19 protein-coding genes are annotated in these 21,185 nt (G+C 60.2%); 8 read left to right on the plus strand and 11 right to left on the minus strand.

The window, feature by feature from the left end:
* The first annotated feature begins 173 nt into the window (after window positions 1-173).
* A complete protein-coding gene (locus V1289_RS33070) occupies window positions 174-1,631 on the plus strand; it encodes an MmgE/PrpD family protein (protein WP_334402326.1) in 1,458 nt (485 codons plus the stop codon).
* A gap of 133 nt (window positions 1,632-1,764) precedes the next feature.
* On the opposite strand, the gene V1289_RS33075 is transcribed toward V1289_RS33070, so the two are convergent.
* Window positions 1,765-2,664 carry a LysR family transcriptional regulator gene (locus V1289_RS33075; protein WP_334402328.1) on the minus strand — a complete coding sequence of 300 codons (900 nt, stop codon included), beginning with the start codon at window positions 2,662-2,664 and terminating at the stop codon, window positions 1,765-1,767.
* 124 nt (window positions 2,665-2,788) lie between these two features.
* On the opposite strand from V1289_RS33075, the gene V1289_RS33080 reads away from it, so the two are divergent.
* Window positions 2,789-3,640, plus strand: a complete 852-nt coding sequence (locus V1289_RS33080) for an isocitrate lyase/PEP mutase family protein (protein ID WP_334402330.1) — start codon at window positions 2,789-2,791, stop codon at window positions 3,638-3,640.
* A gap of 77 nt (window positions 3,641-3,717) precedes the next feature.
* The gene (locus V1289_RS33085; RefSeq protein WP_334407778.1) at window positions 3,718-5,037 is read left to right on the plus strand and encodes an MFS transporter; all 1,320 of its coding nucleotides are present in this window, start codon (window positions 3,718-3,720) and stop codon (window positions 5,035-5,037) included.
* 777 nt (window positions 5,038-5,814) lie between these two features.
* Here the strand turns inward: V1289_RS33085 and V1289_RS33090 are convergent.
* The 3 genes from V1289_RS33090 to V1289_RS33100 all read right to left on the minus strand — a co-directional run bounded on the left by V1289_RS33090 (window position 5,815) and on the right by V1289_RS33100 (window position 9,177).
* The gene (locus tag V1289_RS33090; RefSeq protein ID WP_334402332.1) at window positions 5,815-7,545 is read right to left on the minus strand and encodes a site-specific integrase; all 1,731 of its coding nucleotides are present in this window, start codon (window positions 7,543-7,545) and stop codon (window positions 5,815-5,817) included.
* A 382-nt stretch (window positions 7,546-7,927) separates the two neighbouring features.
* Complete coding sequence (locus tag V1289_RS33095) at window positions 7,928-8,305, minus strand: response regulator transcription factor (RefSeq protein ID WP_309182900.1); 378 nt, start codon at window positions 8,303-8,305, stop codon at window positions 7,928-7,930.
* Entirely contained in the window at window positions 8,302-9,177 is an 876-nt protein-coding gene (locus V1289_RS33100) for a S1C family serine protease (RefSeq protein WP_334402335.1), read from the minus strand. Before V1289_RS33100 ends, V1289_RS33095 begins: the two co-directional genes overlap by 4 nt.
* A 224-nt stretch (window positions 9,178-9,401) precedes the next feature.
* Here V1289_RS33100 and V1289_RS33105 point away from each other — a divergent pair, with 224 nt between their 5' ends.
* Window positions 9,402-9,827, plus strand: a complete 426-nt coding sequence (locus V1289_RS33105) for a DOPA 4,5-dioxygenase family protein (RefSeq protein WP_334402337.1) — start codon at window positions 9,402-9,404, stop codon at window positions 9,825-9,827.
* Between the two features lie 6 nt (window positions 9,828-9,833).
* Here V1289_RS33105 and V1289_RS33110 read toward each other — a convergent pair whose 3' ends face one another.
* Window positions 9,834-11,453, minus strand: coding sequence for a hypothetical protein (locus tag V1289_RS33110; RefSeq protein ID WP_334402339.1), 1,620 nt, complete (start codon window positions 11,451-11,453; stop codon window positions 9,834-9,836).
* A 423-nt stretch (window positions 11,454-11,876) separates the two neighbouring features.
* Here V1289_RS33110 and V1289_RS33115 point away from each other — a divergent pair, with 423 nt between their 5' ends.
* The gene (locus V1289_RS33115; RefSeq protein ID WP_334402340.1) at window positions 11,877-13,304 is read left to right on the plus strand and encodes a hypothetical protein; all 1,428 of its coding nucleotides are present in this window, start codon (window positions 11,877-11,879) and stop codon (window positions 13,302-13,304) included.
* A gap of 113 nt (window positions 13,305-13,417) precedes the next feature.
* Here V1289_RS33115 and V1289_RS33120 read toward each other — a convergent pair whose 3' ends face one another.
* The gene (locus V1289_RS33120; protein ID WP_334397941.1) at window positions 13,418-14,365 is read right to left on the minus strand and encodes an IS481 family transposase; all 948 of its coding nucleotides are present in this window, start codon (window positions 14,363-14,365) and stop codon (window positions 13,418-13,420) included.
* A 127-nt stretch (window positions 14,366-14,492) separates the two neighbouring features.
* On the opposite strand from V1289_RS33120, the gene V1289_RS33125 reads away from it, so the two are divergent.
* The gene (locus V1289_RS33125) at window positions 14,493-14,840 is read left to right on the plus strand and encodes a hypothetical protein (RefSeq protein ID WP_334402342.1); all 348 of its coding nucleotides are present in this window, start codon (window positions 14,493-14,495) and stop codon (window positions 14,838-14,840) included.
* Window positions 14,841-15,230: 390 nt separating this feature from the next.
* On the plus strand, window positions 15,231-15,497 hold the full coding sequence (locus V1289_RS33130) for a hypothetical protein (RefSeq protein ID WP_309182906.1): 267 nt from the start codon (window positions 15,231-15,233) through the stop codon (window positions 15,495-15,497).
* Between the two features lie 11 nt (window positions 15,498-15,508).
* Here V1289_RS33130 and V1289_RS33135 read toward each other — a convergent pair whose 3' ends face one another.
* From V1289_RS33135 to V1289_RS33155, 5 genes are all read right to left on the minus strand, one after another.
* Window positions 15,509-16,549 (minus strand): 5-methyltetrahydropteroyltriglutamate--homocysteine methyltransferase, encoded by a 1,041-nt coding sequence (locus V1289_RS33135; protein WP_334402343.1) that lies wholly within the window; start codon window positions 16,547-16,549, stop codon window positions 15,509-15,511.
* 36 nt (window positions 16,550-16,585) lie between these two features.
* A complete protein-coding gene (locus tag V1289_RS33140) occupies window positions 16,586-17,455 on the minus strand; it encodes a fumarylacetoacetate hydrolase family protein (RefSeq protein ID WP_334402344.1) in 870 nt (289 codons plus the stop codon).
* Entirely contained in the window at window positions 17,452-17,817 is a 366-nt protein-coding gene (locus V1289_RS33145; protein ID WP_334402345.1) for a hypothetical protein, read from the minus strand. Before V1289_RS33145 ends, V1289_RS33140 begins: the two co-directional genes overlap by 4 nt.
* Window positions 17,818-17,916: 99 nt before the next feature.
* Window positions 17,917-19,878, minus strand: coding sequence for a putative bifunctional diguanylate cyclase/phosphodiesterase (locus tag V1289_RS33150; RefSeq protein WP_334402346.1), 1,962 nt, complete (start codon window positions 19,876-19,878; stop codon window positions 17,917-17,919).
* Between the two features lie 215 nt (window positions 19,879-20,093).
* Window positions 20,094-20,459: a nuclear transport factor 2 family protein gene (locus tag V1289_RS33155; protein ID WP_334402348.1), complete on the minus strand. Its 366-nt coding sequence runs from the start codon at window positions 20,457-20,459 to the stop codon at window positions 20,094-20,096.
* Between the two features lie 113 nt (window positions 20,460-20,572).
* Between V1289_RS33155 and V1289_RS33160 the strand changes: the two genes are divergently transcribed.
* On the plus strand, window positions 20,573-21,160 hold the full coding sequence (locus tag V1289_RS33160; RefSeq protein WP_334402350.1) for a TetR/AcrR family transcriptional regulator: 588 nt from the start codon (window positions 20,573-20,575) through the stop codon (window positions 21,158-21,160).
* Window positions 21,161-21,185: the final 25 nt, after the last annotated feature.

Below are 21,185 nucleotides of genomic sequence, written 5' to 3' on the forward strand. Positions count from 1 at the left end.
GGCTTCTCGAGCAGGACGGCTGCATCGCGCCCTTCGCGGAGCGGCAGCGTCTGGTCGGCAAGGCAAAATTCGACGAAATAGAGAGAAAGTATGCGCATTCGTCAGTGGCTTGAATCGAGGCTGGATGATGGGCGTCTCGGAAATGTTGGAACGGCAACCCCAGGAGAATCCGAATGAGAACTGCAAAAGCCGATGCTCATAGTTCGCTTCAGAACCCGCGCGCCGTAACGGATCCTCATGGACCGACAGGTAGGCTCGCGACGTGGCTTGCTGCAACCAGAATTGAGGACGTTCCGTCGTCGGTGCGCGAGCATGCAAAATATCTGATCTTGGATGGCGTCGCCTGCGCGTTGGTCGGCGCGCAGTTGCCCGTATCTCGCAAGGGAGTAGAAGGCATCACGGCGCTTGACGAAGTCGGTAAGGGCGTACTCATCGGTTGGGGCGGACGTACAACTAGCTCATCGTCTGCGGCCATGCTCAACTCAAGCTTTATTCAAGGCTTCGAGTTGGACGACTATCACCCGCTGGCGCCTCTGCACAGTAATGCGATCGTGCTACCCGCGATGCTCGCAGCGGTTCCGCACGTAGGGCCGGTAGACGGCGCGCGGTTTTTGCTTGGTGCGATCCTTGGTTACGAGACGGGCCCTCGGGTGGGTATGGCTCTCGGCGGACTGGATATGCTGTCGAGAGGTTGGCATTCGGGCGTTGTCTTTGGCACCCTTGCGGCTGCAGCCTCCGCCGGCTGTCTCTATGGTTTGAATGCGGCGCAGTTTGAAGATGCGCTTGGCAGTGCCGCCACACAATCATGCGGTCTGATGTCGGCGCAATTCGAATCTATGGTCAAGCGCATGCAACACGGATTCGCGTCGCGGAATGGACTGACGGCTGCGGCCTTGGCCGCAGTGGGTTACGTAGGGATCAAACGCGTTTTCGAACGTGAATACGGGGGATGGCTATCGGTCTTTGGCGAAGGCCATCACCCCGATGCTTCCCAAATTTATGCTAATCTGGGAGAGGAATGGGAGACCGATCGCATCGCCGTCAAGGCGTATGCCGCTATGGGCCTGTTGCATGCGGCGATCGGAGCCGCACTTGAATTGAGGCCGGAGGTGAAGGTAGGCGAGATCGAGCAGGTCGATATCTTCATGCCCGAGGCCGCCTATGGGCATGGTGGTTGGAAGGCTGTCCGTCCGTTGGAGCCGATCGGGGCGCAAATGAACGTAGCCTACGCTGTTGCCGCGGCGTTACTGGATGGACAGGTCCTGGTTGAACAGTTCTCCGAGAAGCGAATCAACAAGGACGACGTCTGGGGTCTGATTGGTCGTACAAGAACCTACCATGACAAAGATTACGATAAGCTTCCGGTCGGTGAGAGGGAGACGACGCGCGTTTCCATCATCTCAAAGGACGGTAGTAAGCGCAGCAAGGTCGTCGCTCATCCGAGAGGAGCCGGCCCACGTGCTCTTACGAACGACGAGATTCTGGACAAGTACCGGAGTTTGACGCGCCCGATCGTTTCGGTTGATCGCCAATCCGCGATCGAAAACATGGTCCTGAATCTCGAGTCCGTCCGCGATATCTCGTCGCTCGTTGATCTTCTTACTCCAAACGTCCGATCCGCGATCGAATAGGCAATGCGACATTCGAACGGCAACCAAAATTGAGCATTCGCTTCGGTTGCATGTGATAAAGTCCGTCGAATCGTACAGCCGCATCGACATTGCCCTTATGAGTAGGATGTGCTTCGCGCCGATCGAGCCGTCGCTATCTATTGGGATCATCTGCGATCCTCAGTGCGACTGCGATGAAGTTGCCGACCGCCGCTGATCGCCCGTCGGCCCGAGATGCCAACCCCAGGGCCGCCTGCGGCGCGTCGCCGGTCAGCCGAAGATAGACGATGTCATTCGTGCGAAGATGCTTCAGGGATTCTGGCACGATAGAAATGCCGAGCCCGGCTGCTACGAGGTTCAAGGTCGAGGTCAGTTGCGGGGCTTCCTGGCTGAGCCGAGGGCGGAAACCCGAACGTTCGCAGGCGGCGATCACGGTATCGGTCAGTCCCGGGCGCACGTCTCGATGATAGAACACGAAGACCTCTTCGGAGAGACCTGCGAGTGTCGTTGCCTTGCGCGACGCCAGTCGATGCCCCCTCGGTACCGCGACCACCATTTTCTCGTGCAGCAACGGGGTATAGGCCACGACCTCGTCTGCCTCGAAGGGCGGACGGATGAAGGCGGCGTCGACCGTACCTTCTCGGATCATGGCCACGAGATTGGTCGACTTGTTCTCTTGCAAAGTGACGTGAAGGGCGGGATAGGCTTGGCGAAACTCAAGCAGGGTTCGGGTCACCGCAGGGTGAAAGCAGCCGGATTCCGTGAAGCCAACGCAGACGTGGCCTGACAGACCCCGCCCAACCTGTTGCGTCACCACCACGGCGTCCCCGATGCGCGAGAGGATGAAGCGGACCCGTTCTGCCAAGACAGTACCAGCCTCTGTCAAGACCACACGGCGCGGGGTTCGGTCCACGAGCCGGACGCCGATCTCCTGCTCCAGCGCCTGAATCTGCTGGGAGAACGGCGGTTGCGCGATGCCGACCCGCTCGGCCGCGCGGGTGAAACTGAGCTCCTCGGCGAGTGCGAGGAAGTAGCGCAGATGTCTGAGTTCCATAATTATATCCAGGACGTATGGACTGGCCCGTATCTAGATATTTGACTGGCAGCATTAATGGGCCGATTTGGACTGGCAAGCGAATAGTGCGGCGAACGCGCCAAATGCCGGGGAGACCCAACTCATGTCATTCAAACAGAAGCTACAGCAGAAGCGAGCCATCCTCGTGCCCGGTGCTCCCAACGCGCTGGCGGCCCGCGTAATCACGGACCTCGGCTTCGAGGCGATCTACGTCACCGGTGCCGGGGTGACCAATATGTCGCTCGGGCTTCCTGACCTGTCCTTCGTCGATCTGACGCAGATCGTTCAGCACACCATGGCAATCCGAAATGTCACCGACCTGCCGCTTGTGGTCGATGCCGACACCGGCTTCGGCAACGCCGTCAATGTGGCGCATACGGTCCGCATGCTGGAACGGGCCGGAGCGTGTGCCGTGCAGATTGAAGATCAGAAGATGCCGAAGCGCTGCGGTCATTTCGCCGGCAAGGAGTTGGTTGCGCCGCGGGAGATGGCCGCAAAGGTCAAGGCGGCGGTCGATGCCCGCCGATCCGATGAGTTTCTGATCATTGCCCGCACGGACGCGCGCGCGACTGAGGGTTTCCAGGCCGCGCTCGATCGCGCGGCGCTCTATGTCGAGGCCGGCGCCGACCTGATTTTCATCGAAGCGCCGGAGAGCGAGGAGGAGGTCCGACGCATTCCCGCCTCGCTGCCGGTCCCGCAGCTGGTCAATCTTGTGGTCGGCGGCCGTACCCCGATCTTCGGCCAGGCCGAATTGGCAGAAATCGGGTTCGCCATGGTGCTCTACGCCAATGTGGCGCTGCAGGGGGCGATCCTCGGAATGCAGAACGCGCTGGGTACGCTGATCCGGCACGGGCGCATGGATGAGGACGGCACCATCGTGGCGAGCTTCGCGGAGCGGCAGCGTCTGGTCCGGAAGGACCACTATGACGAACTCGAGCGGCGCTACGCGACGTAAGTCGGCAGGAGATCCGCGAACAACAAAAAATCTTACATGGGAGGAAAGTCGTGACCAGCACAGCGCATGATGTGCCGATGGCTACAGCGTCGGGGAAACGGTTCGCTGTTACACGAATCCAGTTGAGATCCATCATCGGCGGATGTATCGGGAACTTGATCGAGTGGTACGATTTCCTCGTCTACTCGATATTCTCGATCTATTTCGCCAGCTCGTTCTTTCCCCAAGGCGACCAGACCGCTCAGTTGCTCAACGTCACTGCGGTGGCGGCGGTCGGCTATGTCGCGCGCCCACTCGGCAGCTGGCTGATGGGCCGCTACGCCGACCGAAAGGGGCGGCGGGTAACGCTTGCGGTGTCCGTCTCCCTTATGTGTTTCGGTTCGCTTCTGATCGCGGTGACGCCGACATTTGCGACGATCGGCGTCGCGGCACCGGCCCTTCTGGTGGTGGCGCGTCTGCTCCAGGGTTTGAGCATGGGTGGAGAGTACGGGACCAGCGCCACCTATCTGAGCGAGATGGCGCCAAGGGAGCGCCGCGGCTTTTTCGTTGGATTCTTGCAGGTAAGTGTGGTGTCCGGTCAGCTTGCCGCCCTCGCTCTTCTCCTGCTCTTACAGCACGCAATCCTTCGTCCCGGACAAATGGAGGCCTGGGGCTGGCGCATTCCATTCTTCATCGGCGGCGTCTTCGCGCTCGTTGCGCTCTACCTGCGGCGCGGTATCGCCGAAACCGATGCCTTCCGGGAAACCGGGATCAAGAAACAGAACCGCGGATCGATTGCGGCCCTTCTCACGCAGTGGAAAGTAATACTGCTGGCGGTTGGCATCACGGTGGGTGGAACAATCTCATTCTATACCTACACCGTCTACATGCAGAAATTCATGGTCAACACCGTCGGAATGACGAAGGAAGCGGCCTCGCTGACCGCCGCAGCGGCACTATTGTGCTATCTCCCCCTTCAGCCATTGTTTGGCTTGGTGTCTGATCTTGTCGGACGCCGTCCGGTAATGATCTTCTTCGGTGTCGCTGGTGCAACGCTAACCGTTCCGCTTCTGACCGCCATGAGCCATGCCGCAAGTGCGTGGGAAGCATTTGCTCTAAATTTCTGCGCCCTCTTCATTCTCAGTGGATTCACCTCGATCCACATGCTGGTCAAGTCCGAACTCTTTCCCGCTGAGGTGAGAGCCCTCGGCGTCGGGCTGCCATATGCGATCACCACGGCGCTGCTCGGGGGGAGCACCGAATGGGTCGCTCTTCAGTTCAAGGCCATTGGCCGAGAGGAGTGGTTCTTTTGGTACGTGACCGGTGCCATCCTGATCTCGCTCGTCGTATACCTAATTATGCCCGAGACACGCCGGACATCGACACTTGATGGCGCGACTGACGCCAGTCGAAAGTAGCGATCGAAACACCGTCGGCATTATTAAAATGGCTTGCGGAATGGAAATTCAGGCAGCTCGCAATAATCACGGTCGAGCAGTAGACCGCGCTGTTCCCCAACTCCTTGGCCCTGTCGGTTTTTGACGGTGGAGCACCTACTAGGGCACCGCGGCGGCCTAGGTTGCCATCGTTAGAGCGGCCCATCGAGTGAAAAAAAGTTGCCCACCGGGGGCGTCCGGATGAGCGATCTCGCACCTCGATTTCGCTTGGTCGACCGGCTGCAGAAATGCCTCCCTCTCCGCCATTCCTAAAGTAGCTTCGAGAAAGTCAGATAAAATAAGGCCTTTTTGCACACCCGGGTTTACCGGGGTAGTCCCAAGGATAGGCCGTAATCTGCCACGGCGCGGGGACCCAGTGGCAATGTAGATCGTCGAGGCCCGGTGTGAAGCCGTCCTTTTGACTTCGCTCTGAAGCACCTCCCGAGAGCTATTTTTCGAAGGCCCGCAGGACGATAGCTACGGGCGCGGTCGCAGTGTGCGGAAACTCTCAAAGGCTGCTCCTGGCGCAAAGCGGCCGTTCCTTAGTACGCTGCTGTCACCTATGGGCCGTCGCAGGCGGAGAACCGGCGACACAATTCCACTTCCCAAGACCGCACAAACTAACAAAGTGAGATTTGCCGCTGACACCCGTCACGGCGGCCCAAGCGCTGCTGCGCCCAGAGCCAGCATCGCGAAATTCTCCGCCGCATGAATCTGTGAGATAGCCTACGCGCTAGAAGGGTCAGGTGGAACGACGTCTCATCCTTGGCGATCAGTTGAGTACGTCTTGAGAACGGTCAATTCACCGCGATCCGCTTTGGCTTTTGCACCTAACAATATTTCGCGTGCCATCTTGATAACAGGTGGCTCCAGCGCCTCTATGAGTGCCGCTACCGCCGGATCTAGAATACCTTTGCGGCCGTATCGTCGGCTGACGTCACCAGCATGGCCGAGAATTCGGTCTCGCGTCCGCTGCGCAATCGCCTCATTGTCGAGCAGATCCGCAAAGAAATGACGGGTTGAATAAAGGCTGACATCGGCGCGCTCGATTTTCAAAATCTTCTTCACATACTGCCAGGATTTTGAAAGCGGCTGTGACCAGCGCACGGTTCCGTCTTTTCGAGTATATTTTTCCCACTCTGGAAAGAGGCGCTCTCCTTGATCGAGGTGATCCTGCATTCGATCGAGCAGTCCCAACTCAATCAAGATCGGATGAATCGGCACCACGCGTCCTGCTGCGTTGGTTTTTAAACTGCGCAGGTCCTTTAGAGCGACCCGGCCGTCTCGGGCATCGAAGTCGCGAAGGTCAAAGTAATAGAAAGTGCCGTCGGTCCGAATCTGTGAGCACTGAAGTTGTCCGACTTCGCCAGGGCGCATTCCCGTAAAAATGCAAATCAGAAAGCCCCAATAGATTGCCGACTGAACGAAATAGTCCCCGGGCTTCCAGACGTGCGATCGGTTGCGGCAGCCCGTAAACAGCGGAAGCCTGAGGAGGTTCAGGAGCTCTTCGTCTTCGAAGGCGTCCCGTGGCAGGCTTGCCATGTTTTCCGGGTCGACGCATTCAAATTGCGGCCTCGGCCCAAGGTAGATTTTTTCTGCGATTGCCCAGTCAATAAATTTATACAGGCCACCCCAATATTTCGACCTGATGGTTTTTTCTGTGATGCGGGTCAGCTTGGACCAGCCGTGCAGTTCCGCATATTTGTAGCGGTCGTATAGAGTATTGGCCTTTTCGCGCGGAATTCCCTTTGTTTTCGGAATATCGGTGAGCGCTTCGTCCAGTCGCTTCCAATCGCCCGGCGTCACATTATTAAAGACCGGATCTGTAAGGAATTCGACGGCGAACCGGATCACCGGCTCGGCGTCGCTTCGTCCCTTGGTCGTGCGCTGGCGTTTGCGGTCGGCGGGTTTCAGAAATTCGGCTGCCGCCACCGAAATAAGTTTATCGCCGGACCCGGCCTCCGTGTCACTACCGGCATCGCCAGCGGTCGGGGGCAGCAACAAGTGCTGGGGTTCCACTCGCGGCGCCGGCCCGGGCCCAAGGCGCCTAGCCACCTCGTTCTGCACAATCCGTTCGATCAGGGCGACGGGGTCAAGCGGGGCCAGCAGAGGGGAGTTCGACAAAATGGCTGGCTGGTCGCGGCTCTGGGCTTGGGTCGTCGTAGCCCGTTCATCGGCGCGGCCGGTCTCATAGGCGCGGCGCCCGAGGTTTTTGGCGATTTCCGTCTCGGCAACCTTATTCTGGTCGACGAAATCGACCCAGCCGCTGGCGAAACCAGGAAAATGCCGTGCGAACAGGTAGCCGCGCTCCTGCGCCCGAGCGATATAGGTTCGGACCTGGTGTTCGAACGCCAGCCGTTCGGCCAGCCGCCTCTCGTTCCCCGGAACGCCGTCTACGACGTATAGGCCTAGGCGGTGGTGCAGAATACCGCCCAGTTGCTCAAGGTCGGCGGCCTGAACGACCTCCACCACCCATTCGAGATTGTCCACGAGCCTCCTCCGGGCTTCACTAAAATCGGCCGTCCTGAGGCTGACACGGAGCAGGGGGCGGCCATAGATCGCGGCGGCGCGTTTCCCCAGCCTTATTTGGATACAGTACCGGCCGTCGGGGCGACGGCCGAGATAAGAGGGGCGGGCCACGTCTATACCTTCCCGGAAGGCGCGGGCGAGGGTGATACATCCGGTAGAGATGTATCACCCTCGGACTCGCACTTCCGATCCGGTCAAGATATTGAAATTACGGAATATTTACCGAAGTGTGGGATGTGATAGCGAGTCCCTCTCTCGCTACCAAAACTCTACAATCTCATTGTTCCTTGCTCATTGTTCCTTTGCCGTACGGTTTTGATGCGGACGGGTTCGGTAATCATCGCTACAGGTCGATGACACCGCGGCGCGCCGCGTGCGCCACCGCGTCGGTGCGGCCGGTGGCGTCGAGCTTGTCGAGCAGCGAGCCGACATGGAATTTGGCGGTATGGACCGATATTCCGAGCTGCCTTGCGATGGTCTTGTTCGACGCGCCTTCGGCCATCAGTGCCAGCACGTCGCGTTCGCGCGGCGTAAGCTCGATGCCATGCGGCTCAATGGCGCTTTGCGGATCGCGTGACACGACCGTGACGGTCGCCGTCTCGCCCGGGGCGGCGAGGCGGAGACCGGCGACGCCGCCGAGCAGCGATGCGAGCCGGTCCGCGAGCACGGGATCGTCGATCTCGACGGCAACGACGATGGCAGGCGCGGTCTCCTCGCTCACGCCTCCGGCCTTTCACCGATCGTCAGCTTGACCCGCACAGGCTCGCCGCCGCGCCGGATCGCCACGTCGACGACCGAGCCGACGCTGTCGGGGCCGAGGGCCCGCAACAGTGCGCGCACGCCGGAGAGTTTCTCGTCGTTCCAGCCGACGATCACGTCGCCTTGCCGGATGCCGGCGGCAGCCGATGGCCCCGTCTTGTCGACGCTCATCACCATCGCGCCGATGCCGTCGTCGAGTTTGATAGGCTGAAGGCCCACCCCGAGATAGCCGCGCGCGATCCGGCCGTGGGTTTCGAGTCTGGCCGCGACACGATCGATCGTCGCCGCCGGGATGACGATCACCCGTCGCGCCCCCAGCACCGCCATGCCGATCGGTTCGCCGGCGGCATTCAGCGCGAGGCCGCCTTGGTGGCTGTGACGCAGCCGGACGTCGAGCTCGATCCTGGCGTCGATGTCGCCGCCGCGAAGGCTGCGCCAGCGGCCGCCGGTGAGCGAAATTGTGCCGAGCGCTGCGGCAGGTGCGCCACGCTCGGCGGCGACCACGATCGAGAGCGAACCGAGCGCCGGCACCTCGGGCGAGAGCTTGATCGGCGCGATGTCTTTGGCGTCGAACCGCACAAGAGCGATGTCGGTCGTGTGATCGCGGCCGACGATGCTGCCGGACCGTGCCGTTCCATCGGCAAGCTTGATCGAGATCTCGCCTTCTTCCGCCAGCGCCTCGTCGGCGGTCACGACGAGACCAGGTTTCCAGACGAAGCCGGAAGCGCGCGATCGATGCGAGTGCACCGAGACGATCGACGGCGTCGCCCGGGCAACCACGCTGGCGAGCGCGGAAGAGAACGAAGAAAGGATGGCTGCACTGGGATCGGTCATGGGAAAAACTCCGGTTGGGCTGATCCTAATCTGGGGATACCGGATGCATTCGGGAACTACCCGGATAGGCAGGAGCATGCCTTGCAGGCCAACTTTCCTTGTCCCCCGCACAAATGGCCTTTCCTCCAAAACATTTTCCCTGTTAGCTCGGATGGACAGTTTCCTGGAAATGCGGCTGCGTTGCAGCGGTATTCCATGCCAATCCGTATCCGAAGGATACCGAAATGACCGATTTTTCCGAGAGTGATGCGCCGCGGTCGACGCGCGAGATCGCAAGTTTCCACGCCCACGTCTATTACGATCCGGCGACGACGCGCGCGGAGGCGGAGCGGCTGCGCGGATGGCTGGGTGAGCGGTTTTCCGTCACCTTGGGGAGATGGCACGACGTGAAGGTCGGTCCGCACGATCAAGCGATGTATCAAGTCGCCTTTGCCAAGGAGATTTTCCCCGAACTGGTGCCGTGGCTGATGCTCAACCACGGCCCCTTGAGCATTCTCGTCCACCCCAACACGACCAACCCGCGCCGGGACCATCTTGCCGATCCCCTCTGGATCGGGTCGCCGCTTGCGCTGCATGGCGAGAAGCTGCCGGACCATGCCGAGATGGAACAGGCGCCTGCGCCGAATACGGCGCCGGTTCTCCGGCCCTAGATCGCGTTATCTCGGATTCGGATGGCCGTCGAGCCGAAGCTGGTAGACGAAATAAGTCGGCGTGCAAAATCCGATCTTCCGGCTTTTCAGGATATTCAGGGTTTGCGTACTGACGTTGAATTTTGCGCCGGTCAAAAGGTCCGGCATCTCCTGGCAAATATAGTCTTCCCGGCAAAACCGCGACGGCGTGCATACGTTCAAAAGGCCGCGGCCGACACCGGCGGCGAAGACGGCGCTGTCGAAATATCCCTTGGCCATTTGTTCAAAGCCCTTGCCGCCGACAATCGCGCAGATTTCGTCGGGTATGCTCCCGGGCTGAATTGCCGCCAATTTCGACTCGTCGGGCTTGCACGGACGGGTGATACGGCCCAGTGGCACGCCAATTCTTGTTGGACGGCAGTTGTAATCGTAGCCGCTCAATTTTCCTTCCGGCATTTTATAGATGAGTTCATCTTTGCTGACGCGATCATTGAACGAACGCAGGTTGAAACTCAACGACTCTTTTGCGTCACTCTTTGCGGTCGAGTCGTCGATGACATTCGAGCGGCAACTCAGGCCCGCGTAGATGTTCTGTGCACCGGGCAGGCATTGGCCAAGGTGGGAAGAAGCCGAGGCGTTCGTCACTACTGCCAGGCAACTGAGATTGCGGGTGGAACTGCAGCTCCATTTTGCGGAATTCGCAAGATCCGCGTTCAAGGGACACGGCATATTGTCGCCGGCGGGAGCGTAGGCCGGGCCTCCGTTCTCCCAGACCGCCGCGGGCGCGGAAGGGTGCGGCCGAAACATGTTCGGCGTCTGGCCCGACGAAACTCTCTCGACATAATCCTTGCGGCGGGCAAGTTCGGCGTAGACGTGGGGCGAGAACGGCAATTGCAGTTTGTTGCCGTCAAGCGCGCTTTTGATTGCGTCCGCACCACCGCCGAAATCAAACCGGTCCACTCCCAGGAAATGAAAGCCTGCGGTTGAAGAAGATTGATGGCACCCCATGCAGGACGAAGTATTCAAACGTTCGAGCAGGCCGGCGCCGGATTGCACGAATTTGAGAGATTTCGCCGGAATTCCGGCCGCCGTGACGATCTTTCCTGCTTGCTCCCTGTCGACCAAGAGATCAAACGGCCTGTTAGCCACGCGCGAGCTGCCGGCGGTGGAGAAACTGAGCGCGACGTCGGCCTCCAGACTTTCAGGCAGGTTGAACACGCCGTTGTCGATTTCGGCCATGTGGCCCGAGAGATATTCCTGCAACTGCTTCTGCTTGGCGGGATCTTTCAGGATCGCCTGCACGTCCGGCGTGTTCTCCAGTTTGGCGGGCTGAAATTTTCCGCCTCTAAAGGCGAATATCCTCATCCAGTAGATCGCTTGACCCGCGAACTTGCGATTCTCCATGTTTTCAAGGTCCGATGGAAAGCGCGCCACCTGGGCGTTGATTTCCATCTGCTTGAAAGTCAGGTTTGAAAAATCGAGTGGGCCCTGCAACAGGCGCCGGGCAATGACGGTCGGATCGTCTTTATCCATTCCATCGATGCGCCAGAGCGCGGCGATATCCCGGCAATTCTTGCCGTCGTCACCGTAACTGAAGACCATATTCACGGTGAAGGGCATGCGCGACGCGTAGGTCTTGCCGTTCATTTTGACGTCGTAACCGAGCCGGTAGATGAAGCGTAGTTCGCCGCAATGGGCGCGGTCGAAATCGCGGCGGTCCATCCGGTTGACCACACCCGACAATATGAACAACCCGTCGCTGGAGCCGAGCCATTTCTCGTTGAACATGCGCGCGACGTTGCCGTTCAGACGCAGGGTTTTTCCGGCGTCCGTTTTGGCCGACTTCGGGTCGTACGTCCTAAGAATTTCCTTTTCCCAGTCGATTCCCATCCCTGAGATGATCCGGGCAACGTCGGCGGACATCACGGCAGCGAATTGTGCGTAGGTTTCGTTGAAGCCCAGCAAATCGCTGGCGCGCGTGGGCCCGGTCGCGACGGCCGGCAGCGGCAGCTTTTGTGAGGCGTGAATCTTCCTGAACAGGGTCAACAGCGAAAGTGGGGATGTGTTGTCATGATCGAGCTCCGCAAGCAGCGACGCCTGGCTGATCAGCGTTGTAACCGGAATGGAGGGCCGCGGAGACTCGGCGAAGCCGCGCGTAGCTGCAAGAATCAACAAACAGGCTATCGAAATGACGCGCATCTATTATTTGTACTACGGCAGCGGGTACTTTACAATTTGGAGGTGAGCAGTCCAGGAGTCGCGATGAAGCCTTTCGGAGTCATGTTGTTCATATTGATGGCGGGATGCGTGAGCCAACTGACGGCGTCGCCAGCCGTGGCCGCCGAGCCTTACGCCCAGGACGATATGCACAATCATGATGGAAGCCATCCGGCCGGATCGAAGGACTGCGGCACCGACTATATGCTGCCAGGAGAGACGGCGAGGCGTGGCTCGCATTCGTTCATGATTCTTGGGCAGGAGGATGCCGATCATATCCTCGTAGAGCACCGCTCGGGAACGCCGCCGCATAATTATCAGTTCTTGCTCCGTATTCGCCTGGATCCAGACGAGATCGCCGCATACCAAAAGGTCCTGAAGGGGTCCAAAACCCTGCCGGCCTTCACGACGATCTATTTCGATGAAGGCGGCGTGCAACGCGACCGCAGCTTTTTCTGCCTGCAGGATTTGCCGAGGATTTTCGGGCCTCATAAAGACAAGGATGAATTCTCGTCGCTGTTTCCGATCAGGGCGTCATTGCAAAAGAACGCCGACCATGAGGGAGGCTTCGCGATCAAGGCTTCCGTGGTGCCCGGGCTTTATTTTTCGCTCGATCGCAAAGACATCGAGTTAATCGTATACCGCTATCTTCCTGCCTATTTGCCACAGGAAAGCTTGCGCAAGGCGATCAAGGCAAATCCCGAGGCCGAAATACCTCTGCTCCAACACGCTCCGCTCTTCGCCACCGAGCCGGCGCAAACGGCATCGCAACATAAATCCTATATCGCGACCGACGGCGTGGTCGCGATGCCCGGAGATGCCTGCCAGCATGACTATTATCTAAAAAACGCCCCGGTGCCAAAAACGATTCACAATTTCCTGCTGATGGGCGAGGGCGCCGGCAACAGCGTGATAGCGGTCTATTACGCCGACCAGGCTCCGCACAATTGGCAAGCGGTCCTGACGTTGAAACTGTCGGATGAAGAGATGAAGGTCTATCGCGCCGCAAAGTTGGGCAGCAAAAATCCGCCGGTCCTGCAAACGCGGGTCGGTGAGAACAATTATTTCTTCTGCATGAGCGATCTTCGCAAGCAGATTAACTCCGGAGAATTCAAGGTGGGCGGCACGATCTATCGGGATTCGGATCTGAGCGACTATCGTCTCGGAACAGCCGTCGGCCAGATCGATCTGGATGCGAGCAAGGTCGCGGTCGTCGTGAACCGGAATTTGGCGAGCTTGATGAATCCGCTCGCCGTCGCCAAAGATGTTTTGGGACGCTAGCTTCGCGTCAGTCCGGCCGTCGCAGGCGTGAGAGCTGCCCGTCCGGGGCTGAACTTCGCCGAAAAGACCGGGGGCGGGAATGCGGCCATGACCTCTTCGCCGAAGTGTTTGAGCTAGGTGTGGAGCCTCAACAGGTTGTCCTCGGTCAAGCCGAGGCGGCTGATGGGTGGTTTGGACTTTAGACTGCTGTGTGGTCGATGCCAGTTATATCGATGCAGCCAGATCGGCAGGTGCTGAGCCCGATGATCTGATGTGAGATAGGCTTGGGCATAGGCCCATTCGCGCAACGAGGTTTGGACGAAGCGCTCGGCCTTGCCGTTGGTTTTCGGCGTATAGGGCTTAGTGCGCAGGTGCTTGATTTTGAGCAGGCGCAATGCCTTAGGGTAACGACGGGATCGGAAGCTAGTGCCGTTGTCGGTCATGACACGATAGACTTTGACACCATGGGCCCTGAAGAAGCGCAACGCGTTAAAGAGAAAGCTCAGGCAGGATCGACGTTTTTCATCGGGCAAGATTTCCGAATAGGCGACGCGGGAATGGTCGTCGATTGCCAGGTGCAGATATTCCCAACCGACCCTGCGGCTCTTGCTTTGGCGATCGCCGGTGATGCGGTGGCCGACTTGCTCGAAACGGCCCAGCTTTTTGATATCGATGTGGATGATCTCGCCGGGGTGTTCGCGCTCGTACCGGCGCACCGGTTCGGCCGGCTCCAGTGCCGAGAGCTTGTTGATGCCGAGCCGCTGCAGGATGCGGCTGACGGTCGCCGGAGACACGCCGACCTCGGCCGCGATCTGCTTGCCGGTGTAGCGCTGGCGGCGCAAGGCCTCAACCACGGCGCATGTGGCGGGCGCCGTTTGGCTTGGCAATGAAAGAGGCCTGGAGGAGCGGTCGCGCAAACCATCGACACCGCCTGCGCGGAACCGTCCGACCCATTTGGCGACGGTCTTTGGCGTGGTGTTGAACTGGCGCGCGGCGGCCGCTTTGCTCAGTCCCGCTGCCACACTCCGCACCATGGCCTCTCGACCTTTCGGCGTCAGGGGAGCATTCTTATGGCTGTTCATCTGGTCTCTCCGTGGAACACTGAAGCTTCGCAACCTCAGCTTCCTCGGTTCGGACCAGATGGACAACCTCCTGAAAGCCCACAGCTAGGTCAATTTACTCGGCCGCGCGAGCGCTATTCACTTAAACATGCGCAAATGCACCAAATATCTCGCGGCGATAGCCGTGGTCATCGTTGGACTGGCAGCGCCGGTCCTGGTCACCGCCCAGCCGGCGCAAAAATATGCGCCCCGGCTGGCCGACATCATGAGCGCGGTCCAGTTCAGACATTTGAAATTGTGGACTGCGGGTCGACAGCAGAACTGGGAGCTGGCGGCCTATCAGCTGGAACAGGTCAAGGGCGGCCTGACGGAGGCCATATCGTTCTATACCAATATACCCGTTGAAAATGTCGGGATGATCGATCCGCCGATTACGTCGCTGGACAAACCCATCGCGGCCAAAAATGGCGCTGGATTCAAAAAAGGCTTTCAATGAGCTGACCGCCGGCTGCAACGCCTGTCATCAATCGATCGGCCGCGGCTTCATCGTCATGACGGTCCCGGCCGTGTCACCTTTCAGCAATCAATCATTTTCCCAGGGTCACGGGTCGGGGAAGGGGAATCCGCCGCGATGACCCGGCTGTGTGGCTGGTTCGACGGCGCAGCGGGTGCCATATGCACGCTGCGATGGATACATCACGGCCAAGCAATGCCTCTTCCGGTTTTGCCGGGACGAGTGCATCATGCGATCTCATCGAAAGAACCTCCGCCGGTGGCGCCCGGACGCCGCCGGAACGAATCGGTAATTTGATTTGAGCCAGATCAAGGAATCCTGACCCCTTGGCGGCTCATACTGCGACGTGAATTCATCGGGTGGGGGATGCTCATGACAAGTCATCTGGAGCTGAGTTCGCGAGCGGCGCTTTGCAGGCGGCTCGCGGCGCGCGAGCCGAGCAGCAAGGCCTATTGGCTGGCGGAGGCAGAGAGCTGGTCGCGCCTCTCGCTTGAGCCAGGCCATGCCGTCGTAGCAGAAGGAACGGCGCTGGCCGGATACCGCGGCCGCGCAACCCCGTACCGTTACGATGCGCTCGACACTAAGGGCGACCCATTCGAACAATTCCTCGGACTGATGGCGGCCGAAGACGAGCGATAACGCGTTGGGGGCTAGCCGATCTCCTTCCGCACCATCGCCGCGGCGTCGCACATCGCCTTCAGTTTTCCGAACGCGACATGGCGCGGCATGTATTTCATGCCGCAATCGGGCGCGACCACCAGCCGGTCGGCGGCGACATGCTTGAGGCCGTTGCGAATCCGGCCGGCGACGATTTCAGCCCTCTCGATTTCGGGATCGCCGAGGTCGAGCACGCCGAGCATGATCTTCTTGTTGGACAAATCCTTGAGCACGCCGAGATCGAGTTTCGGCTGCGCCGCCTCGATTGAAATCTGCTCGGCGCTGGTGTCGGCGAGTTCGGCGAGGAAGGAATAGCCGGCGGGTTTTGTCGAGCCCGGCACCACCGCCGCATAGCCAAAGCACAGATGTACCACGGTCGGCACGGTGATGCCTTGTAGCGCACGGTTGATGGCCTTGACCGCATAGCGCTTCGCCAGATCCGGATTGTTGCGGACCCAGGGCTCGTCGAGCTGGATCACATCGGCGCCGGCCTTCTGCAGGTCGAGCGCTTCGGCATTGACCGCTGCGGCGAACGCCATCGCCAGTTCTTCGTCGTCCTTGTAGAACTCGTTCTTGGCCTGCTGGCTCATCGTAAACGGGCCGGGCAGGGTGATCTTGGCGGCGCGATCGGTGTTTTTGCGCAAAAATTCCATGTCGTGCAGTTCGACCGGCTGACCGCGCTTCACCGGGCCCACGACGCGGGGCACCGGCGTCTGGGTCCCGTTGCGCGCGGTGATGATGGCAGGATTGTCGGCATCGATGCCGTCAAGCGCGGTCGCAAAGCGGTTGGAATAGCTCTCGCGGCGGATTTCGCCGTCGGTCACGACGTCGATGCCGGCGCGCTCCATGTCTCTGATGGCAACGATGGTGGCGTCGTCCTGCGCTTCCTCGAGATGTTCGGCCGGCAACCGCCACATTGCGTGCATGCGGGTGCGCGGCACCGATTTCGACAGCATCGCGCGATCGACCAGCCATTCCGGCTGCGGGTAACTTCCGACCACGGTGGTCGGCAACAGATGTCTGGGCAGGTTCATGATGTCCTCCTTCTTGCTATTTTCGCTTGCGGCCAATCAAGCGGCCCGCGTCGCCGCGGCTGTCACCTCGTCCTTGACCGGGTTGCGCAAAATGCCGATGCCGGAAACCTCAACCTCGACCACGTCGCCGTCCTTCATCCACAACGGCGGCGTGCGATAGGCCCCAACGCCGCCTGTCGTGCCGGTCACGATGACGTCGCCGGGCGCGAGCTCGGTGAAAGTCGAGCAATAGGCGATCAAGGCGGGGACGTCGAACACCAGGTCGGAGATCGGCGCGGCCTGCACCTCGACGCCGTTGAGGCGGGTGGCGATGGTCTGCTTGCTGATATCGGGAAGTTCGTCCGTCGTGACCATCCACGGCCCGAAGCCGCCGGTGCCGGCAAAGTTCTTGCCCGGCGCGAATTGCGAGGTGTGGCGCTGCCAGTCGCGAATGCTGCCGTCATTGTAGCAGGCATAGCCCGCGACATGTTTCAGCGCCGCCTCGCGCGAAATGCGCCGGCCGGCCTTGCCGATGATGACGGCCATTTCGCCCTCGTAATCGAAGCGCTCGGATTCCAGCGGACGGATCATCGGCTGGCCGCCGCCGACCTGGCTGTTGGCGAAGCGGGTAAAGATCATCGGATGCGGCGGGGTGGGATGGCCGCTCTCCGCAAGGTGCGTGGCGTAGTTGACGCCGATGCAGAAGATCTTGTCTGGGTCGGGCACGGTCGGCAGCAGTTCGATGTCTTTCAGCGGGTAATCCGTCCGTTCGCCCTGCAAGGCCTTGAGTTCGTCGAGCGATCCTTTCGAAAGCAGCGCCTTCAGCGTGGGATAGGCTTTTAGCCGCTTTGCGACGTCGATCACGCCTGCGTCCGTTACGATGCCGTAGCTTGGCGCGCCGGCCGCCTTGAAACTTGCGATCTTCATGGTTGAACACCTTCTTCGATGGTTGAAACATAGGGGGTGATGGGCAGCACGATCTCGCCCGAGCGCATGGGAACGCAGGCGGGCGGGAAGTCCTGTTGGAAACGGGCGCCGAGCGCCTCGGCGCGGTCCAGAAAACGTTCGAGATGATCCATCGCGCCGGATGGCAAATCGTGCAGCACCATCAGGCTCCAAGGCTGCGCGCGGCATTGGTCGAGGGCGCGATCGGCCCAGCCATCCGGGTCGTCCCAGTCGCGTGGAATGGCGTTCCAGAGCACGCAGCTGTGTTCGGCGGCCGATTTCACCGGCACCATCAGCTGCCAGCCGAAACTGCCCATCGCGGCGTTGGCGACGATTTTCGACATCACACCTCTTCATTGGCTGGTTTCCTCCGGATGTCCGCGGTTGCCTTATCGTCGTGACGGGGCGGAAGATATCCGCGACGGCTCGCGCCCGATCGCAGGTTACGCTGCTCGCGTCGACCGCGGCTTTTTCTGGTTGAGCATGGCGAGGATCTGGTCGGCTGCCATCGGTCGGCCGATGAGATAGCCCTGAACTTCGTCGCAGTCGGTCTGACGCAAATACTCGAGCTGATCAGCCGTTTCGACGCCTTCCGCCACCACGCCAATCCGCAGGTCTTGCGCCAGCCCGATCACCGATTTCACGATCGCCGCGCAATCCGGCTGTTCCAGCATGTCACGGATGAAGGACTGATCGATCTTGATACGGCTCAAGGGCAATTTTCGCAAGTAAGTCAGCGACGAGAACCCCGTCCCGAAATCGTCGAGGGCCACGGTCACTCCCAATTGCAGGAGTGAATTCAGGATCGAGGATGCCGATCCGTATTTGGAAATCAGCATCGATTCGGTGATTTCGATTTCAAGGCGGCTGGGTGAAACCCCGGCCTGGGCGAGCGCCTGCACGGTGGTCTGCAGAATGCCCGTGTTACGAAATTGAGCCGCGGAGAAATTCACGGCGACCCTGATGTCATCCGGCCAATTCGAAAGCGCCGAACAGGCGCGCTGGACGACCCATTCGCCAATCTGGTGGATCAGTCCGGTCTCCTCGGCAACTGGAATGAATTCACTTGGTGGAACCAGTCCGCGCACGGGGTGCTGCCAACGCAGCAATGCCTCGAAGCCGGTTATCCGGTTGGCGCGTAGACCGAGAAACGGCTGGTAGACGAGAAACAGCTCGTTCCGCTCGATGGCTCCTTCCAGATCCCGCTGCAACGCCCGGCGGTCGCGCGCCGATTTGTCGTCGCTGGCCTCGAAGAAGCAGATCGTGCCCGGCCCCGATTTCTTGGCGCGATAGAGCGCGATGTCGGCATGTTTCAGGAGATCGTGGGGCGTGTTGCCGTCTCGCGGTGCCAGCGCAATTCCGACACCGGTGGCACCGACGATCTCGCATCCCTCGATCAGGAATGGATCGGCAAAGGCGGCGACGAACCGTTCGCCAATTTCGAATGCGTCTTCCGGCCTGGTCAGATTTGCCATGATCAGCGCAAATTCGTCTCCGCCGATGCGGGCGACATGTTCGGCCGCCCGCGTGCACCGTCGTAATCTTGCCGCCACTTGAACGAGAAATTCGTCGCCGGCGGGGTGACCGAACCTGTCGTTCACCTCCTTGAAGCGATCGAGGTCGAGCAGAAGCACGGCGAATTCCTCGCCGGAATGCGCCAGCCTCCGCAAGGCGCCTTCGAGGGTTTCGTTGAAGGCAATGCGGTTTGGCAAATGCGTCAGGGGATCCTGACGGACAGTCCTTTCGGCTTCGAGCTGGGCAATGATGCGTCGCGTGAATGCGAACGAATTCACGAAAACGCCGCGCAGAAGCACGCTGCCATAGACCACGACCAGGATGGCCACCAGCAAATAGACGAAATCGCCGTTCCTGCCGAGGCAGATGGCCGTACCCAGAAAGATCGGCGCCGTGTAGGCGATCGCCGCTACCGGGATCGTGGCGAAAGCGAATGCGCCGCCCGCCAGCATTCCGGCGCAAAGACAGGTGATCACCAACTGTGCGCCGTTGGAGGCATCGGCGAAGAAGGCCACCGGGACTATTCCCCAGGCGGTCCCGAGAATCAGTGCGTTTCGCACCAGCCGGTGCATGGCCCGGCGGGACACGAATTGCGGCTTTGCGATCCGTCGCGATGAATGGGCTTGCCAGCCGAAGAACATGGCGACGCTGGCCACCGCAGCCGCCCAGATCAGAGCCATGTTTCTGTCGGACGAATGCCACAGCGCTATCGCGAGCACCATCGCGTTGCAGGCATTGGCCAGCATGATGCCCAGCGAATAGCCGAGCACGAGGCAAATCTGCTCGGCGCGGATGTGACCCGCGAGGACTTCATCTGTCGATGGTCCACCGAACACCGTCAGATCGCCGGCGAACAATCTCGTGAAATAGGAACCTAGATACGATCGCATCTCTGACCCGGTGGGCTTGGCCCCAACGCTGGCCTTGGACGCGAAAATTCGCTGCAAACCTTTGACAAAATATGAATTATTGAGCCCGTCCGGCGTCACAGCGCCGGGTTGTGACTTCACGTCTGCGGCATAGGTAACAAATCGATACAAATGCCGCCCGTACCGGCAGGACGGAATTTTGACAGGGCTGGAGGCAATTCCGCGCAATCCGGATTTCAGCCGGCCATTTGCTTCGGGTCGTAGAAGAAGCGTTCCTCGATCAACTGATCGCCGCGCCAGGTCTGCCAGGCGATTTCCTCCAGCACCTGCACGGTGCCGTTGGGGCGGGTGAACGTGAATTTCCAGCGCGCTGCAACGGTGTCGCCGTCAATCAGGCTTGGCCCGATCCGTTGCGCCTCGATCTTAGGGAATGCTGCCATCACGCCGCGCTCCTTCGCCATCAGCGTGTCGCGGCCGATGACGGGATCGGCGGTGTTTTCCCGCGTTGAGGCGTCGGGCGCGTAGAAGTGCTCGATCGCGCCGACATAGTCGCCGGCTTCGACCAGTGCAACGAAACTCTCGACAATTTGGCGGTCTGGCATCGATACGTCCTCACGACCATGGGCAGGCATAAACCGACTTATGGTCGGTAAATACCGACCGCTGGTCGAAAAGTCAACTGGCCGCCGCGGCGAAGTTCAATTAGAAAGGCGCGATGGCGAAACAGGCAGAGCGGAGCGCCGCCACCACGGAAGCAATCCTGAAAGCCGCGCGCCAGATGTTCGGCGAGCAGGGCTTTGCCGCCACAACCATGGACGACATCGCGGAAGCCGCGCGAGTGGCGAAGGGCGCGGTCTACCATCACTTCGCGACCAAAGAGACGGTGTTCGAGGCGGTGTTCGACCAGGTCTCGCGCGATCTCGTGCTGGAGATCGATCGCGCGGCGCGAACCGAGAGGGACGTGCTGGCGGCAATGGTCGCGGGCACCCAGCACTATTTCGCGGCTTGCGCGAAAGGAGATATCTGCCAGATCATCCTGCGCGATGGTCCGGCCGTGCTGGGCTGGGAGCGCTGGCGTGAAATCGACGCGCGGCATTTCGGCGGCAAGATTCCGCGGGCTCTCGCTGCGGCGATGGACGCAGGGTTGATCGCCCGCCAACCCGTGGAACCGCTCGCGCGGCTGCTGCTTGGCGCCGTGACGGAAGCCGCGGTCGCCTGTGCGGGCCGATCCGATGTTCTAAAAGCCGGTGGCGAATATAGCCGCGCCTTCAAGTCGCTGCTCGAAGCGCTTCGATTGCGGTGAGGGCGCCACCGCTCGACGCCTCGCT

The organism is Bradyrhizobium sp. AZCC 2289 (assembly GCF_036924615.1).
In the GTDB taxonomy this organism is placed as follows: domain Bacteria; phylum Pseudomonadota; class Alphaproteobacteria; order Rhizobiales; family Xanthobacteraceae; genus Bradyrhizobium.